The sequence below is a fragment of the Agromyces sp. NPDC057865 genome (genome assembly GCF_042796995.1).
GTDB lineage: Bacteria > Actinomycetota > Actinomycetes > Actinomycetales > Microbacteriaceae > Agromyces.
Genome location: NZ_JBHVMJ010000002.1, coordinates 170,811 through 187,590 on the forward strand (window position 1 = coordinate 170,811; position 16,780 = coordinate 187,590).

The 16,780-nt window shown below is 71.9% G+C and carries 16 protein-coding genes; 11 read left to right on the plus strand and 5 right to left on the minus strand.

Annotation, left to right across the window (positions count from 1 at the left end; all coding sequences use genetic code 11):
• Positions 1-2 precede the first annotated feature (2 nt).
• Positions 3-638: a hypothetical protein gene (locus ACFVN5_RS08445; RefSeq protein ID WP_376954543.1), complete on the minus strand. Its 636-nt coding sequence runs from the start codon at positions 636-638 to the stop codon at positions 3-5.
• 169 nt (positions 639-807) lie between these two features.
• Here ACFVN5_RS08445 and ACFVN5_RS08450 point away from each other — a divergent pair, with 169 nt between their 5' ends.
• The 5 genes from ACFVN5_RS08450 (at position 808) to leuA (ending at position 7,160) form a co-directional block, all read left to right on the plus strand.
• Positions 808-2,007 (plus strand): sensor histidine kinase, encoded by a 1,200-nt coding sequence (locus ACFVN5_RS08450; protein WP_376954544.1) that lies wholly within the window; start codon positions 808-810, stop codon positions 2,005-2,007.
• Positions 2,004-2,675 (plus strand): response regulator, encoded by a 672-nt coding sequence (locus ACFVN5_RS08455; protein ID WP_376954545.1) that lies wholly within the window; start codon positions 2,004-2,006, stop codon positions 2,673-2,675. Before ACFVN5_RS08450 ends, ACFVN5_RS08455 begins: the two co-directional genes overlap by 4 nt.
• A gap of 334 nt (positions 2,676-3,009) precedes the next feature.
• Positions 3,010-3,771: an ABC transporter ATP-binding protein gene (locus tag ACFVN5_RS08460; RefSeq protein ID WP_376954546.1), complete on the plus strand. Its 762-nt coding sequence runs from the start codon at positions 3,010-3,012 to the stop codon at positions 3,769-3,771.
• On the plus strand, positions 3,771-5,168 hold the full coding sequence (locus ACFVN5_RS08465) for an FtsX-like permease family protein (protein WP_376954548.1): 1,398 nt from the start codon (positions 3,771-3,773) through the stop codon (positions 5,166-5,168). The genes ACFVN5_RS08460 and ACFVN5_RS08465 overlap by 1 nt, the downstream gene beginning before the upstream one ends.
• 216 nt (positions 5,169-5,384) lie before the next feature.
• Entirely contained in the window at positions 5,385-7,160 is a 1,776-nt protein-coding gene (leuA, locus tag ACFVN5_RS08470; protein WP_376954550.1) for a 2-isopropylmalate synthase, read from the plus strand.
• A 107-nt stretch (positions 7,161-7,267) separates the two neighbouring features.
• Here the strand turns inward: leuA and ACFVN5_RS08475 are convergent, their stop codons facing one another.
• Positions 7,268-7,927: a trimeric intracellular cation channel family protein gene (locus ACFVN5_RS08475; protein WP_376954551.1), complete on the minus strand. Its 660-nt coding sequence runs from the start codon at positions 7,925-7,927 to the stop codon at positions 7,268-7,270.
• Between the two features lie 102 nt (positions 7,928-8,029).
• Between ACFVN5_RS08475 and recO the strand changes: the two genes are divergently transcribed.
• The 3 genes from recO (at position 8,030) to ACFVN5_RS08490 (ending at position 10,336) form a co-directional block, all read left to right on the plus strand.
• Positions 8,030-8,797: a DNA repair protein RecO gene (gene recO, locus ACFVN5_RS08480; RefSeq protein ID WP_376954552.1), complete on the plus strand. Its 768-nt coding sequence runs from the start codon at positions 8,030-8,032 to the stop codon at positions 8,795-8,797.
• On the plus strand, positions 8,794-9,597 hold the full coding sequence (locus tag ACFVN5_RS08485; protein ID WP_376954554.1) for an isoprenyl transferase: 804 nt from the start codon (positions 8,794-8,796) through the stop codon (positions 9,595-9,597). The genes recO and ACFVN5_RS08485 overlap by 4 nt, the downstream gene beginning before the upstream one ends.
• 73 nt (positions 9,598-9,670) lie before the next feature.
• On the plus strand, positions 9,671-10,336 hold the full coding sequence (locus ACFVN5_RS08490; RefSeq protein WP_376954555.1) for a DsbA family protein: 666 nt from the start codon (positions 9,671-9,673) through the stop codon (positions 10,334-10,336).
• Between the two features lie 267 nt (positions 10,337-10,603).
• Here ACFVN5_RS08490 and ACFVN5_RS08495 read toward each other — a convergent pair whose 3' ends face one another.
• On the minus strand, positions 10,604-11,104 hold the full coding sequence (locus ACFVN5_RS08495; protein ID WP_376955630.1) for an aminoacyl-tRNA deacylase: 501 nt from the start codon (positions 11,102-11,104) through the stop codon (positions 10,604-10,606).
• A gap of 93 nt (positions 11,105-11,197) precedes the next feature.
• Between ACFVN5_RS08495 and dusB the strand changes: the two genes are divergently transcribed.
• Genes dusB through dnaG form a run of 3 tightly spaced genes read left to right on the plus strand, consistent with a single transcriptional unit; the run spans position 11,198 to position 15,621 of the window.
• Positions 11,198-12,370: a tRNA dihydrouridine synthase DusB gene (gene dusB, locus ACFVN5_RS08500; protein WP_376954557.1), complete on the plus strand. Its 1,173-nt coding sequence runs from the start codon at positions 11,198-11,200 to the stop codon at positions 12,368-12,370.
• Position 12,371: 1 nt separating this feature from the next.
• Entirely contained in the window at positions 12,372-13,625 is a 1,254-nt protein-coding gene (locus ACFVN5_RS08505) for a deoxyguanosinetriphosphate triphosphohydrolase (protein ID WP_376954559.1), read from the plus strand.
• A gap of 49 nt (positions 13,626-13,674) precedes the next feature.
• Entirely contained in the window at positions 13,675-15,621 is a 1,947-nt protein-coding gene (dnaG, locus tag ACFVN5_RS08510) for a DNA primase (RefSeq protein ID WP_376954560.1), read from the plus strand.
• Positions 15,622-15,654: 33 nt separating this feature from the next.
• On the opposite strand, the gene ACFVN5_RS08515 is transcribed toward dnaG, so the two are convergent.
• The gene (locus tag ACFVN5_RS08515; RefSeq protein WP_376954561.1) at positions 15,655-16,215 is read right to left on the minus strand and encodes a TlpA family protein disulfide reductase; all 561 of its coding nucleotides are present in this window, start codon (positions 16,213-16,215) and stop codon (positions 15,655-15,657) included.
• A complete protein-coding gene (locus tag ACFVN5_RS08520) occupies positions 16,212-16,679 on the minus strand; it encodes a hypothetical protein (protein ID WP_376954562.1) in 468 nt (155 codons plus the stop codon). Before ACFVN5_RS08520 ends, ACFVN5_RS08515 begins: the two co-directional genes overlap by 4 nt.
• Positions 16,680-16,780 lie beyond the last annotated feature (101 nt).

Sequence of the window (16,780 nt, forward strand, 5' to 3'; positions counted from 1 at the left end):
GACTAGTCGTGCGCAGGCGTGAACGTCGACGCGATCTTCAGCGCGCCCGTGCCGAAGCGTTCGTCGACGGACGCCTGCAACGTGCCGTCGTCGTAGAGGACGTGGACGGTCACGCACTCGTCGGCGAGGTCGAACATGACGGAGACGATGTCGGGCACGGCGTCACGCAGGTGCGGCAGCGTCGCCTTGGACTCGCATGCCGGATCGGGTGCCCGGGTCGGCACGGGTGCGTTCGGCTCGTAGGTCTCCTGCGTGACGGCCCGCTGCTCGGCCGGCCGACCCAGGGTGAACGCGTCGCCGTCCCACATGCCCTCCATCCGGTACTCGCCCCAGGTCGTTCCGGCGGCCGTGGTCTCGCCGTCGACAACGTCCCAGTCCCAGCCGATGATGGCCGGACCCGTGCACTGCGGCGGGAGCGAGTCCGCGATCATGCCGGCGCACAATCGAGGACCGTCCGAGTCCTCCAGCACCATCCCCGAGGCGGTCACCGCCGCGGGCACGCTCGCGCGCGCCGGCGTCCACTCGTCCTTCGCCTCGATGCTCGTGACGCTGCCGACAGCGTCGGCTGCTCCGGCGCAGGCCGCGAGCAGGAGCACGACCGACGCCGCAAGCATCGCGCCGATCGTCCGATGTCCCATGCGACCCTCCACCGACATCATCTCGATGGGGAGCCCGGATCGCGACCCAACGTTTTCGGTGCGTCGTTCGTCGGGGCGGGCTCAGGACGCACGGGTCGCGCGTACGACTCGAGGATGATTCCGGTCCGGGCCGCCGATCCGGCTCGGGCGGACCGCGTACGGTGGTTCGGTGCACACCTCCCTGAGCCGCGGCAGGCTGACGACCGACATCGTCCTCGCCGTCGTGTTCGGGGTCTTCGCCCTCCCGTTCGCGCTGCTCGGCAACGCCGTCGACGTCATCGTCCTCATCGGGTTCGTCGGGGCGCTCGCGGTGCGCCGGCTCGCGCCGGGCTGGTCGCTCGGCATCGCCTGGGCCGCGGCGATCCTGCAGATGGTCGCGCTGCGCGACCTGCAACTCTCCGACGCGGCCGTGCTCGGCGTGCTCTACTCGACGGCCGCGCACGGCGGTCGCGTGGTGAAGTGGGCGGGCCTCGCGAGCGCGGGAGCCGGCGCGATCATCGCGACGGTGTACCTCGGCGTCGTGAAGCCCCTGCTCGGCGGTGCCGCGTTCATCGGCGGAACCGGCGACGCGTTCGGCGTGACCTTCATGATCGGCTTCCTCTTCGTCGCCTCGATCGCCGTGCTCGTGCTCGCCTGGACGGCCGGCCTCCTCGCCCGCTCGGTGCGCGACGCCCGCGAGGTGCGACGTCGTGAGGACCTCGCGAACCGCGAACGCACCCTCGTCGAGTACCGCTACGCGGTCGAGCAGGAGCGCAATCGCATCGCGCGCGACATGCACGACGTCGTCGCCCACTCGCTCGCGGTCGTCATCGCGCAGGCGGACGGAGCGCGCTTCGCGGCGCGTACCCGCCCCGAGGCGGCCGTCGGCGCGCTCGACACCATCGGGGGCGTCGCGCGCAGCGCGCTCGGCGACGTGCGCGTGCTCCTCGCCGAGCTCCGCCACGACGAGGCGGATGCCCCGCAGCCCGTGCTCGACGACCTCGACGGGCTGCTCGAACGCGTCCGCGACGCCGGGCTCGACGTGCGGTTCACCGAGACCGGGGAGCGACTCCCGCTCGGCACCGGCCACCAGATCGCGGTCTACCGCATCGCGCAGGAGGGCCTCACGAACGCGCTCCGGCACGGCGACGTCTCGGCCCCCGTCGACCTCGACCTGCGCTGGGACGAGGGCGGCGTCGACCTCGAGGTCGTCAACGCGATGCGAGCGGATGCCGCGACCGCGCCGGAATCGCACGGGATCCGGCACGGCATCCCGGGCATGCGCGAGCGCGCCCAGCTCGCCGGCGGCACCCTCACGGCCGACGCGGGTGCGGACGGGATGTTCCGGATGCGCGCGCGCATCCCCGCCGTGGCGGGGAGGCCCGCGTGAGCGGCATCCGCGTCGCCCTCGTCGACGACCAGGCGCTGTTCCGCGCCGGCGTCCGCATGCTCGTGGAGTCGCAGCCCGACCTCGCGGTGGCGGGGGAGGCGGGCGACGGGGTCGCCGCGGTCGAGCTCGCCGCCCGCGCCCAGCCCGACGTGATGCTCATGGACGTCCGCATGCCGCTGCAGGACGGCATCGCCGCGACCGAGCGGATCCTCGCCGAGGCGGACCGCGACGGGCGCACGCCCCCGCGCATCCTCGTGCTCACGACCTTCGACCTCGACGAGAACGCCGCCCGGGCCATCCGGGCCGGCGCCAGCGGGTTCGTGCTCAAGGACGCCGACCCCGAGTTCCTGCTGGCCGCGATCCGCACCGTGCACCAGGGGAACCAGGTGATCGCGGCGAGCGCCACGCGCGAGCTGTTCGCGCACGTCGGGCGGGGGAGCGGACGGCGTCCGGCGCCCGCCGCGTGGACGGAGCTCACCCCGCGGGAGCGGGAGATCTTCGCGCTGGCGGCCCGAGGGCTCTCGAACGCCGAGATCGCGGCATCCGAGTACCTCTCCGAGGCGACCGTGAAGACGCACGTCAGCCGCATCCTCGCGAAGCTCGGCCTGCGCGACCGCGTGCAGCTCGTGGTGTTCGCCTACGAGCACGACCTGCCACTTGCCGAGTAGCCTCCGGTGGTCGAGTAGCGCCGGCCGCCGCCTCCGGTGGTCGAGTAGCGCCGGCCGGAGGCCGACGCGTATCGAGACCGTACGTGCTGCGTCTCGATACGCGTCGCTGCGCGGCGCTACTCGACGACCGGCAAGGGAGCGCGTCGCTGCGCGGCGCTACTCGACGACCGGCAAGGGAGCGCGTCGCTGCGCGGCGCTACTCGACGACCGGCGAGGAGCGCGTCGCTGCGCGGCGCTACTCGACCACCGGGCGGGGGAGTCATCCCAGAGGATGACCCACGACCATCCGACCGCCCGATGACCCGCCGGCACCTCCGTCCGTAGCGTCGGAGGCATGCAGATCCAACCCTCCGACCTCGGTCTCATCGCCCGCGTGACGGGCCTCGGCAAGCGCTACGGACACGGCGCCGGAACCGTCACCGCCCTCGACGACGTCTCGCTCGGCCTCCGCCGCGGCGAGTTCACCGCGATCATGGGCCCGTCGGGCTCGGGCAAGTCCACGCTCATGCACATCATGGCGGGGCTCGACTCGCCGACCGCCGGCTGCGTCTGGCTCGGCGACACCGACATCACCGAGCTCTCCGACTCCGCGCTCACCGTGCTGCGCCGGCGCCGGATCGGGTTCGTGTTCCAGTCGTTCAACCTGGTGCCGACGCTCGACGTGCGCGGCAACGTGCTGCTGCCGTTCGAGCTCGACGGGCGCCGGCCGAGCCGCGACGAGCAGGCGTGGATCGACGAGCTCATCGATACGCTCGGGCTCGGCGCCCGCCTGCGGCACCGGCCGCACGAGCTCTCGGGCGGGCAGCAGCAGCGCGTCGCCATCGCACGCGCCCTCGCGACGCGTCCCGACCTCGTCTTCGCCGACGAGCCGACGGGCAACCTCGACTCGCGCACGGGTCGCGAGGTGCTCGGCCTCCTGGCGACGGCGAGCGCGAACTATGGACAGTCGATCGCCATGGTCACGCACGACCCGGTGGCCGCCAGCCACGCGGACCGCATCCTGTTCCTCGCCGACGGACGCATCGTGCGGGACACCGGGCGCTCGTCGGCCGAGGAGATCTCGGCGTTCATGCTGTCGATGGAGGTCGCGGCCTGATGCGCACCCGGATCCGGGACCAGTGGCCGACCCTGCTCGTTGCGGCCCTCGCCGGCACGTTCGGCGTGGCACTGCTGCACGTGACGGGACTGCTCGGCGCGGCGATCGCGGCCGACGACGTCACCGGGGAAAGCGCGACCGTGACGCTCATCCTCGGCATCGTCGCGAGCGTGTTCATCGTGATCGCGGTCTACGTGAGCGCGATCGTGACGGCGAACACCGTCGCCACGGTCGTCGCGGGCCGCACGCGCCTCATCGCGCTCCTGCGCCTCATCGGCTCGAGCGCTCGCTCGCAGCGCGCCCAGATCGCGAAGGAGGGCCTGCTGGTCGGCCTCGTCGGCGCCGTGATCGGCGTGGGCGCGGGCACGGGTGCCGCGATGCTGCTCGAGCAGGTCGCGGTGGCGACCGAGCTCATGCCCGCGACGGACTACGACTACCTCAACCCGGCGGTCGTGCTTCCCGCCGTGGCCGTCGTGATCACGACGTGGCTCTCGGCGTGGGTGGGTTCGCGACGCGTCCTGCGCGTGCGCCCGATCCAGGCGATCGGGGACTCCCACGAGCAGGACCGTGAGGAGCTCGCCCGCCATCGGGTGCGCAACATCGCCGCGATCGTGCTCGTCGTGCTCGGCCTCGGGCTCCTCGTCGCCGGCATCCTGTGGGGCCTCACCGAGCCCTACGGCGTGCTCGTGGCGATGGGCGGCGGCATCCTCTCGTTCACCGGCATCGTGCTCGGTGCCCACGTCGTCATGCCGCCCGTGCTGCGGCTCGTCGGCCGCGCGTTCGGCACGTCGCCCGCGGCCCGCCTCGCAGCCGAGAACGCCGTGCGTCACCCCGAGCGCAGCTCGCGCATGACGATCGGCCTGGTCATCGGCGTGACGCTCGTCACGACGTTCGCCGTGACCATGGAGTCGTACCGCGAGCTGATCCGCGCCGCGCAGCGCGCCCAGCCCGAGGTGTACCAGGGCGTCGACCAGATGCTCGACGTGACGGTCGCGGTGTTCACGGTGCTCATCGGATTCAGCGCGCTCATCGCCGCGATCGGCATGGTCAACACGCTGTCGCTCAGCGTCATGCAGCGCACCCGCGAGCTCGGCCTGCTGCGCGCGCTCGGCTTCGAGCGACGCCAGCTGCGCTGGATGATCGTGGCCGAGAGCGCGGCGCTCACCCTCGCGGCCACGGTCACCGGCATCGTGCTCGGATTCGGCTACGGCTGGGCGGGGGCCCAGTCGCTGCTCGGCGGCGCACAGGGCGAGGGGACCATCGTGCTCCCGGGCATCCCGTGGGCGATGTTCGGCGTCCTCCTCGTGGCCGCGGGCGTCCTCACGCTGGCCGCGTCGATCGCGCCGGCGCGCCGCGCGATGCGGGTCGCGCCGGTCGTCGCGCTCGCGGTCGAGTAGGGACCGGGCCGACGACGTGAACGGGCGGATGCCGCGGCCCCGCGGCATCCGCCCATTTCGTCATGGTTGCGCACGTGCGCGACGCAGGTGTTAGCCTGAGGTCGTGCTTCGCGGCCTGCTCCTCCTTAGCTGCCGCAGCGAGTCCTAGTTCACAGGCCTCCCTCGCTGCGGAGTTCGTCGTCGGCTGAAACCCCCGAGTAGCGAGAAGAGCACCCCATGCAGAACCACCAGAAGCCGTCGCCGATGCCCGTGCATCGGTATCGCCCGTTCCACGAGCAGATCCGCGTCGACCTGCCCGACCGCACGTGGCCGTCCACCCGCATCGAGAAGGCGCCGCGCTGGTGCGCCGTCGACCTGCGCGACGGCAACCAGGCCCTCATCGACCCGATGAGCCCCGAGCGCAAGCGCATCATGTTCGACCTGCTCGTGCGCATGGGCTACAAGGAGATCGAGGTCGGGTTCCCGAGCGCGAGCCAGACCGACTTCGACTTCGTGCGCAGCCTCATCGAGGAGGGTGCGATCCCCGAGGACGTCACGATCCAGGTCCTCACCCAGGCCCGTGACCACCTCATCGAGCGCACCTACGAGTCGATCCGCGGCGCCAGGCAGGCGATCGTGCACCTCTACAACTCGACGAGCGTGCTGCAGCGCGAGGTGGTCTTCCGCACCGACCAGCAGGGCATCATCGACATCGCCCTGCACGGCGCCCGGAAGTGTCGCGAGATGGAGTCGACCGTCCCGGGCACGACCGTCTACTACGAGTACTCGCCCGAGAGCTACACGGGCACCGAGCTCGAGTTCGCCGTCGACGTCTGCAACCAGGTGCTGGAGATCTTCGAGCCGACGCCCGAGCGCAAGGTCATCATCAACCTGCCGGCGACGGTCGAGATGGCCACGCCCAACGTCTACGCCGACTCGATCGAGTGGATGAGCCGGCGCCTCGCGTACCGCGAGAACGTCATCCTCTCGCTGCATCCGCACAACGACCGGGGCACCGCGATCGCGGCCGCCGAGCTCGGGTACATGGCCGGCGCCGACCGCATCGAGGGATGCCTCTTCGGCAACGGCGAGCGCACCGGCAACGTCGACCTGGTCGCGCTCGGCATCAACCTGTTCACGCAGGGCATCGACCCGCAGATCGACTTCTCCGACGTCGACGACGTCAAGCGCACGGCCGAGTACTGCAACCAGCTGCCGGTGCACGAACGCAGCCCCTGGGCGGGCGACCTGGTCTACACCGCGTTCAGCGGCTCGCACCAGGACGCCATCAAGAAGGGCTTCGAGGCCATGGACGCCGAGGCGGAGCGCCGCGGCATCCCGGTCGACCAGATGCACTGGGCGGTGCCGTATCTGCCGGTCGACCCGAAGGACCTCGGCCGCAGCTACGAGGCGGTCATCCGCGTCAACTCGCAGTCGGGCAAGGGCGGCGTGGCCTACCTGCTGAAGACCGATCATGCGCTCGACCTGCCGCGCCGGCTGCAGATCGAGTTCTCAGGCGTCGTGCAGGCCAAGACCGACGCCGAGGGCGGCGAGGTCACGAGCGAGGAGATCTGGCGCGTCTTCAACGACGAGTACCTGCCCGCTCCGGCCGAGCGTCCTGAAGAGAAGTGGGGCCGGTTCGAACTGCTGTCGCTGCGCACCTCGAGCGAGCTCGACGGCATCGTCAACGTGCGGGTCGGCCTGCGCGACGGCGACGAGCGGGTCGAGGCCGACGCGAGCGGCAACGGCCCGATCTCCGCGTTCCTCGCGGTGCTCGGCGCCGAGGGCGTCGACGTGAAGCTGCGCGACTACGTCGAGCACACGCTCGCGGCGAGCGGCGACTCGCTGGCGGCTGCCTACGTCGAGCTCGAGGTCGAGGGCCGCGTCCTGTGGGGCGTGGGCATCGACGCCGACATCTCGACCGCGTCGCTGAAGGCCGTGGTCTCCGCAGTGAACCGCGCGCTGCGGGTCACCGCGGCCGCCGAGGTCGAGCGCGAGGTCGTCGGGGTCTGACACCGTTTCCGGTGGTCGAGTAGCCCGCGAAGCAGGCGTATCGAGACCCTCCCACGGGTCTCGATACGCGTCGCGCTTCGCGCGGCGCTTCTCGACCACCGGCACGTTCACGCCCGCCGCCACACCCGCCAGCTTCCGAGCGCTCGCTGCTCGGGGAGGCTCCAGCCGAAGCGCACCGACCCGAGGCGGATGAGCGTCGTCACCAGCACGCACGCCGTGCCGGCGATCACGATGTTCACGCCGACGGCCACGAGCACGACGAGCAGGATGGTGCCGGCGGTCGCGGCGATCGCGTAGAGCGAGCCCACGTGCATGAGCGCGATGGGCAGGTTCAGCGTGACGTCGCGCAGGATGGAGCCGCCGACCGCCGAGAGCACGCCGACGAACACGGCGGGGACCACCGGGACGCCGTACGCGAGCGCCTTCGACGTGCCGATCGCGCCGAACAGGCCGATCGTCACGGCGTCGAGCGCGATGATGAGCCCGTTCAGCCGGGTGAACAGGCGCAGCAGCAGCATCCCGAGCAGCGCCGCCGCGGTCGCGATCGGCAGGTACCAGTTGTCGGAGATCGCGGCCGGCAGCTGGTTCAGCAGGATGTCGCGCATGAGGCCGCCGCCGAGGCCCACGATCACGCCGATGAGCGCGACGCCGAGCAGGTCGATGCGGCGCTCGGTGAGCCGGGCCGCGAACATCGCGCCCTGGATGGCGCCGATCGCGACGGCGGTGAGGTCGAGCCAGAGCGGGATGGTGAAGAGCGCGGAGGACACGGCACCAGTGAACCACCTGCGGCACCCGCATGACGCCTGAGCGGGCGCCGCGGCATCCGCGGGGCTCGGCCGTCGGGTCTGCGGGCCGTGGGATGATGAAGGGTGCCCGTCTACCGAGATGAAGCCGTCGTGCTGCGCACCCACAAGCTGGGCGAGGCCGATCGCATCCTCACCCTGCTGACGCGGCGTCACGGCAAGGTGCGCGCGGTCGCGAAGGGCGTGCGACGCACGGGTTCGAAGTTCGGCGCACGGCTCGAGCCGTTCATGGTCGCCGACCTGCAGCTCTACGAGGGCCGCACGCTCGACGTGGTCACCCAGGCCGAGTCGCTCGGCTCCTACGGCGCCGAGATCACGCAGGACTACGCGTCGTACACGGCCGCGAACGCCATGGTCGAGGCGGCCGACAAGCTCACCGAGGCCGAGGGCTCGCTGCAGCAGTACCTGCTGCTCGTCGGCGCGCTGCGCTCGCTCGCGCGCGCCGAGCACGGCGCGAGCCTCACGCTCGACTCCTACCTGCTGCGGGCGCTCGCCCTCGCGGGCTGGGCGCCGAGCTTCCAGGACTGCGCACGCTGCGGCCGCACCGGCGAGCACACGGCCGTCGTCGTGCAGCTCGGCGGCGTGGTGTGCGACGAGTGCGCGCCACCCGGCACGCCGCGCATCGCGCGCTCCACGGTGGCGCTGCTCGGCGCCCTGCTCTCGGGCGACTGGGAGTACGCGGAGTCATCCGGGGCATCCGACCGCAACCAGGCGAGCGGCATCGTCGCCGCCTACACCCAGTGGCACCTCGAGCGCGGGCTGCGCTCGCTGCCGCACGTCTCCCGGGAGACGACCCCGACCGCATCGATCCCGAGGGAAGCGACCCCCACGTGACGCCCAAGCCCTACACGCACAAAGACGCCGTGCCCTACCGGCCGCTCGACTGGACGGGCCTGTATCCGCCGAACCTGCCGAAGGGCGCCGTGCCGAACCACGTCGCGATCGTCATGGACGGCAACGGCCGCTGGGCGAACAAGCAGGGACTCACCCGCATCGAGGGCCACAAGGCCGGCGAGGAGGTGCTGCTCGACGTCGTCGCGGGCGCCGTCCAGATCGGCGTGAAGCACCTCTCGGTGTACGCGTTCTCGACCGAGAACTGGAAGCGGTCGCCCGACGAGGTGCGCTTCCTCATGGGCTACAACCGCGACGTGCTGCACCGCCGTCGCGACCAGCTCAACGAGTGGAACGTGCGGATCCGCTGGGCGGGGCGCAAGCCGCGGCTGTGGAAGTCGGTGATCGACGAGCTCCAGTACGCCGAGCGGCTCACCGCCGCCAACACGGGGCTGCAGTTCACGATGTGCGTGAACTACGGCGGACGCAACGAGCTCGTCGACGCCGTGCAGTCGATCGCCGACGACGTCGCGGCGGGGCGCCTGCGTGCGTCGGCCGTCTCGGATAAGCTCATCGCCAAGCGCCTCTACGTGCCCGACATGCCCGACGTCGACCTCTTCGTGCGCAGCTCGGGGGAGCAGCGCACCTCGAACTTCCTGCTCTGGCAGTCGGCCTACGCCGAGATGGTGTTCCTCGACACGCTCTGGCCTGACTTCTCGCGCGTCGAGCTGTGGAAGGCGATCGAGCTCTACGCGGGCCGCAACCGCCGCTTCGGCGGCGCGATCGACGCGCCGACGGCGTAAGGGCGGGCGAGCGGATGCCGCGACCGATGCCGCGTCGGGAATACCGGCGTCGGTGCATCCGTTCGCATTGAACGTGACGTCCCCCATCAAGATCGACATCTGGTCCGACATCGCCTGCCCGTGGTGCTACATCGGCAAGCGCCACCTCGAGGGCGGCCTCGCCGCGCTCGGCGACGACGCGCCGGAGGTGGAGATCGAGTACCACTCGTTCGAGCTCGCCCCCGACACGCCCGTCGACTTCGAGGGGTCGGAGGTGGACTTCCTCGCCGGGCACAAGGGCATCCCGGTGGAGCAGGCCCGCATGATGATCGACCGCGTCACCGGTGTCGCCGCCCAGGCCGGCCTCGACTACGACTACGACGCGCTGCAGCACACCAAGACGCTGAAGGCGCACGAGCTGCTGCACTTCGCGAAGGAGCAGGGCAAGCAGCTCGAGCTGTCCGAGCGCCTGTTCCGCGCGTACTTCACCGAGGGCCGCGACGTCGGTCGGACCGACGAGCTCGTCGAGCTGGCCGCCGAGGTCGGGCTCGACGCGGATGCCGCGCGCGAGGCGCTCGAGTCGGGCCGCTACGGCACGGCGGTGCGGGCCGACATCGCGCAGGCCGGTGCCTACGGGATCCGCGGCGTGCCGTTCTTCGTCTTCGAGGGCAAGTACGGCGTCTCGGGCGCCCAGCCCGCGGAGGTCTTCTCCCAGGTGCTCACGCAGGTCGCCGGCGAGCGCGACGGAGCGGCCGCGTGAGCGACGCGCCGGCGACGCCGGCGACGTTCACCATGGTCGGCGGCGAGGGCGTCGTCTGCGAGGGAGACGTCTGCTTCGTGCCCACCCCGGTGATCGAGTAGCGGCGGGCGGAGCCCGACGCGTATCGAGATCGGACACGGGCATCTCGATACGCGTCCGCCTTCGGCGGGCGCTACTCGATGACCGGGACGCGTCCGCCTTCGGCGGGCGCTACTCGATGACCGGGACGCGTCCGCCTTCGGCGGGCGCTACTCGATGACCGGAGGCCTACTCGGGCTCGCTGATGTCGGCGACGGTCGCGTCGAAGGCCTCGACGAGCCGGTCGGCGTCGACGAACAGGCTGCGGCCGTGCTCGCCCGCGCCCATCGACACACGTCGCCCCGGGATCGTCTCGTCGACGACGACGGGCCACGCGGTGGTGGAGCCGAGCGGTGTGATCGTGCCGCGCTCGTAGCCGGTCGCCGCGAGGGCGAGCGAGGCATCCGGCAGCTGGAGCTTGTTGACGCCGAGCAGGGACCGCAGCTTCGGCCACGAGATCTTTCGGCCGCCGGGCACGAGCGCGAACACGTACGTGTCGTCGCTGCGCTTCACGACGAGCGACTTCACGATGTCGGCGGGCGTGATGCCCATGAGCTCCGCGGCCTCCTCGAGGCTTCGTGCGGCCGGGCGCTCGATGATCTCGACGTCGAGGCCGCGCGCCGCGGCATCCGCTCGCACCCGGTCGGCACCCGTCAGCCCGTCGCCCGTCGCCTGCCCGCCGTCGCCCATCTCGTCCTCCACACGTCGTCCTGCAGGTGCATCCTAGGCGCGCGGCGGGGGCACCGGGCGACCGGCCCCGGTTCTCTGGGAGAATCGAGGGTGATGTCCGCTTCCACCACGCTTCCGGCCGGTCCGCTCGTGATCGGCGACCTCGCCCTCGACGTGCCCGTCGTGCTCGCCCCCATGGCCGGCATCACGAACACCGCATTCCGGCGGCTCTGCCGCGAGTTCGGCGCCGGGCTCTACGTCAGCGAGATGATCACGTCGCGCGCGCTCGTCGAGCGCACGCCGGAGTCGATGCGGCTCATCACGCACCACGAGTCCGAGACCCCGCGCTCCATCCAGCTCTACGGCGTCGACCCCAAGACGGTCTCCGAGGCGGTCACCATGCTCGTCGCCGAAGACCGCGCCGACCACATCGACCTGAACTTCGGATGCCCCGTGCCGAAGGTCACCCGCAAGGGCGGGGGAGCGGCGCTGCCGTGGAAGAGCGGGCTCTTCCGCGACATCGTCGAGGGCGCCGTGCAGGCTGCCGGCGACGTCCCGCTCACGGTGAAGATGCGCAAGGGCATCGACGCCGACCACCTCACCTACCTCGAGGCGGGGCGCATCGCCGAGGGCGCCGGCGTGGCATCCATCGCCCTGCATGCACGCACCGCGGCCGAGTTCTACTCCGGCCAGGCCGACTGGTCGGCCATCGCGAAGCTCAAGCAGACGGTCACGAGCGTGCCGGTGCTCGGCAACGGCGACATCTGGTCGGCCGAAGACGCGTTGCGCATGGTCGCCGAGACCGGCTGCGACGGCGTCGTCGTCGGGCGCGGCTGCCTCGGGCGCCCGTGGCTGTTCGGCGATCTCGCGGCGGCGTTCCGCGCGTCGACGGGCTCAGGGACCATTCGCAAGGCCGAGCCGAGCCTCGGCGACGTCGCGCGCACGTTCCGCCGGCACGCCGAGCTGCTGGCCGAGTTCTTCGACAGCGAGGAGCGCGGTTGCCGCGACATCCGCAAGCACGTCGCCTGGTACTTCAAGGGCTACCCGGTCGGCGGCGAGCTGCGCGCGAAGCTCGCCACGGTCGAGTCGCTCGCCATGCTCGACGACCTGCTCGGCACGCTCGACTGGTCGATGCCGTACCCCGGCGAGGGCGCCGAGGGCCCGCGCGGCCGCGCAGGCACCCCGAAGAACCCGTCGCTGCCCGACGGTTGGCTCACGTCGCAGGAGCTCGCCGGGCACGACCGGGTCACGCTCGTCGACGCCGAGCTCGACACGAGCGGCGGCTGACGTGCGGGAGCGACTCTTCGGCGGCTACGACGACGCCGACACCCAGCGCTGGCTGCCTGAAGAGCACACCAGCCCCCGCAGCGACTTCGCCCGCGACCGTGCCCGCCTGCTGCATTCGAGCTCGCTGCGCCGCCTCGCCGCGAAGACGCAGGTGCTGAGTCCCACCGCGGGCCTCGACTTCGCGCGCAACCGGCTCACGCACTCGCTCGAGGTCGCGCAGGTCGGTCGCGAGCTCGCGGCCAGCCTCGGGCTCGATCCCGATGTCGTCGACACCGCGTGCCTCGCCCACGACCTCGGCCACCCGCCATTCGGGCACAACGGCGAGCGCGCCCTCAACACCTGGGCGGCCGACGTCGGCGGGTTCGAGGGCAACGCGCAGACGCTGCGCATCCTGACCCGGCTCGAGCCCAAGGTGTTCGGCCCCGACGGGCGCAGCTACGGACTCAACCTGACCCGGGCGAGCCTCGACGCGAGCTGCAAGTACCCGTGGCCAGAGGCCACGTCGGTCGCCGATCCGAGCGGGCGGGCCAAGTTCGGCTTCTACCGCGACGACCTCGAGGTGTTCCAGTGGATGCGCGCCGGTGCGCCCGAGCGCCGCCTCTGCATCGAGGCCCAGGTCATGGACCTCTCCGACGACATCGCCTACTCCGTGCACGACTTCGAGGACGCGATCGTGAACGGCTACGTCGACGTCGAGGCGCTCGGCGCCCGGGTCGACCACGACGCGCTCGTGTCCTCCATGCACGACTGGATCGGCGGAGCGATCCCGCACGACGAGCTGATCGCCGCGTTCGACCGGCTCGACTCCCTCGACGGCTGGCTCGAGTCGTGGAGCGGCAGCCGGCGCGAGCAGGGCCAGCTGAAGAACCTCACGAGCCAACTCATCGGACGATTCGCGCACGCCGCCACCGAGGCGACGCGCTCGGCGTTCCCGCTCGCGAGCCTGATCCGGTTCGACGCCGACGTGGTGGTGCCGCGCGATATCCAGGCCGAGATCGCCGTGCTCAAGGGCATCGTCGCCGCCTTCGTGATGTCGAGGAACACGCGCCAGCCGATCTACGCCCAGCAGCGCCAGGTGCTCGCGTCGCTCGCCGAGGTGCTCTTCGCGTCGGGCGACGAGCACCTCGACCCCGGCTTCGCCGCCGACTGGAACGCCGCACACGACGACGCCGCACGCAAGCGGGTCGTCGTCGACCAGGTCGCGAGCCTCACCGACCAGTCGGCCCTCGCCTGGTACGAACGGCTGTGCCGGTAGCCACGCGCGTCCGGCCGCGGCATCCGTTGCGCGCAATAGGATGAGAGCCATGGCGGGCCGCATTCGACAGAGCGATGTCGATGAGGTCAAGGCCCGCACGAACATCGCCGACATCGTCGGCGAGCACGTCAGCCTGAAGTCCGCGGGCGTCGGCTCGCTCAAGGGCCTCTGCCCGTTCCACGACGAGCGCAGCCCGAGCTTCCACGTGCGGCCCCAGCTCGGCTACTACCACTGCTTCGGATGCGGCGAGTCTGGCGACGTCTACACGTTCCTGCAGCGCATGGACCACGTCACCTTCGCCGAGGCCGTCGAGCGGCTCGCGGGCCGCATCGGCCTCGAGCTCCACTACGAAGACGGAGGGCCGGCGTCCGACCACGGCAACCGCGCTCGGCTGCTCGCCGCGAACCAGGCAGCTTGGGAGTTCTTCGTCGACCGGCTCTCCTCGCCCGAGGCCGAGCCGGGCCGCCGCTTTCTCGGCGAGCGCGGGTTCGACGCCGAGGCGGCGCGGCACTTCGGCGTCGGCTTCGCGCCGAAGAGCTGGGACGCGCTCACGAACCACCTGAAGGGCCGCGGCTTCAGCACCGAGGAGCTCGCCGCCGCGGGGCTCGTCTCGCAGGGCGACCGGGGTGTGTACGACCGGTTCCGGGGGCGCCTGATCTGGCCGATCCGCGACGTGACCGGGCAGACCGTCGGCTTCGGCGCACGTCGCCTGCTCGACGACGACCAGGGCCCGAAGTACCTGAACACCCCCGAGACCGCGATCTACCACAAGGCGCAGGTGCTCTACGGGCTCGACCTCGCGAAGCGCGACATCGCGAAGACCCGCCGGGTGGTGCTCGTCGAGGGCTACACCGATGTCATGGCGTGCCACCTGGCCGGCGTCACGACCGCCATCGCCACGTCGGGCACGTCGTTCGGCGTCGACCACATCAAGGTGCTCCGCCGTGTGCTCGGCGACGACTCCAACGTCGGCGAGGTCGTGTTCACCTTCGACGGCGACGCGGCGGGGCAGCAGGCCGCCATGCGCGCGTTCGCCGAGGAGCAGCGCTTCGCCGCGCAGACCTACGTCGCCGTCGCGCCCGACGGGCTCGACCCGTGCGACCTGCGGCTCGCCCGCGGTGATGCAGCGGTGCGCGCCCTCGTCGAGACGAAGACGCCCATGTTCGAGTTCGTGCTCCGGCACACGCTCGCGCGCTACGACCTCGAGACCGTCGAGGGCCGGGTGTCCGCGCTGCGTGCGGCTGCGCCGGTCGTCGCCGAGATCCGCGACCCGGCGCTCCGCCCCGGCTACACGCGCGAGCTCGCGCGCATGCTCGGAATGGAGCTCGCCGAGGTCACCCGGGCGGTGCGATCCTCCGGCGGACGGCCGGGCGGCACGCGCGAAGGCGATCGGGGCGGCGAGCGAGGTCCCCGTTCCGAGGCGCACGGCGCCGGCCGCCCCGAGTCGAACGGGGGAGCAGGCGCGCAGTCCGGTGCGATGGACGGCGGCCCTGCGGCATCCGAGCGGCCGTTCTCGATCGCGCAGCTGCCGAACGACCCCGCCACGCGGCTCGAGCGCGATGCGCTCCAGGCGATGCTGCAGTACCCCGACACCGTCGGTTCGGAGCTGCTCCGGCAGGGCGTCGACTGCCGGTTCGGCAACGCCACGCTCGCGGTGGTGCGCGACGGGATCGCCTCCGCGATGGCCGCGGCACCGGCGAACGCCGGCGGCGGCACGTTCACCGTGGACCGGGTCGTGGCCGAGGTGCCGGCGCCGTTCGCGTCGATCGTGCAACAGCTCGCCGTGCTGCCGGTGCCCCAGCGCGGCGACGCCGAGCTGACCTCGTACGTGCGCGGCGTCGTCGCCGGCCTCGTCGACCGCGAGCTGCTCCGGCAGAAGCAGGAGCTGCTCGGCCGCCTCCAGCGCACCGACCGCAGCGACACGGCCACCTTCGCCGCCGTGCAGCAGGCGCTCGTCACGCTCGAGCAGGAGCGGCGGGCGCTGCGCGGCGACTGATCGCCGCATCGCCCGCGGACTGCGGGCAGAGACTCAGCCGGTGATGATCCGGTCGAGCTGCTCGCGCATGGTCGACTCCACCGCACCGCCGGGCCAGACGCGCACGAGCCCGCCCTGGGCGTCGATGAGTGCCGTCGCGGGGGGCTCGGTCACGGCGTACGCGCGCCAGATCCGCAGGTCGGGATCGGCGATCACGGGGTAGGGGAGTCCGCGCCGGTCGAGGTAGGCCGTGACGTCGGCGGGCTGCTCGTCGCCGGTGACGATCGCGATCGCGAGGTCGTCGCCGTACTCGCGAGCCACGGCCGCGAGCGCGGCCTCCTGGTCGGCGCAGGTCGTGCACCACGTTGCGGCGAACTGCACCAGCAGCGGCCGTCCGGCCGCGAGTGCGTCCAGGTCGACGGGCGTGCCGTCGACGAGCTTTCCCTCGAGCGAGGGCGCGCCGGGCGCGTCGTCCACGGCGGTGAAGGATGCGCCGTCGGACAGCTCGCCGGGCATGCGCTCCGCGCCACCGCGCGGCTCCGCGCCGCAGGCGGCGAGCGCGGCGATCAGTGTCGCTGCGATCACGGCCGATCGGATGCCGCGTGCGAGCCTCATTCGGATCCCTCCCCGGTGACGTCGGCGAGCGGCGGCACGAACACCATGCCCTCGTCGTTGACCGTGGCCCCCTCGGCGACGACCTCGCCGTCGATGAGGACCGTGAGCGGGCCGTCGGGCAGGTCGCCCGTCGGCGTGAGTGCGAAGCGGCAGAAGCTCGGCACGCGTGGCGCGTTGCCGTAGTCGATGTCGTCGATCTTCACCGCCTCCCCGTCGGGCAGGGCGGTGGTGAGGACGTCGGCGCCGTCGCCGGCGCGCAGCACCAGTTCCGCGCCGGGATGGATGTCGTCGAAGGGTCGCGCGCCCGCGCAGGCGTCGCCGAGGGCGCGGAGGTTGCCGTCGCGCACGACGAGCTGGAGATCGGGGTCGGACGCGGCATCCGATGCGCCGGCGCAGCCGACGAGCGCGGCGGCGGCGATGGCGATCGCGACGCTCGCCGCAGCCCTGGTCGCACGTGAGGTCATGGATCTGCCTGCCTGGGTGTGGAACGGTGTGTGGAACGGTGCCGTCGGGAGCCGGACGTTCGGAGCCGGACGTTCGGCACCGGATCGTATCGGAACGGGTG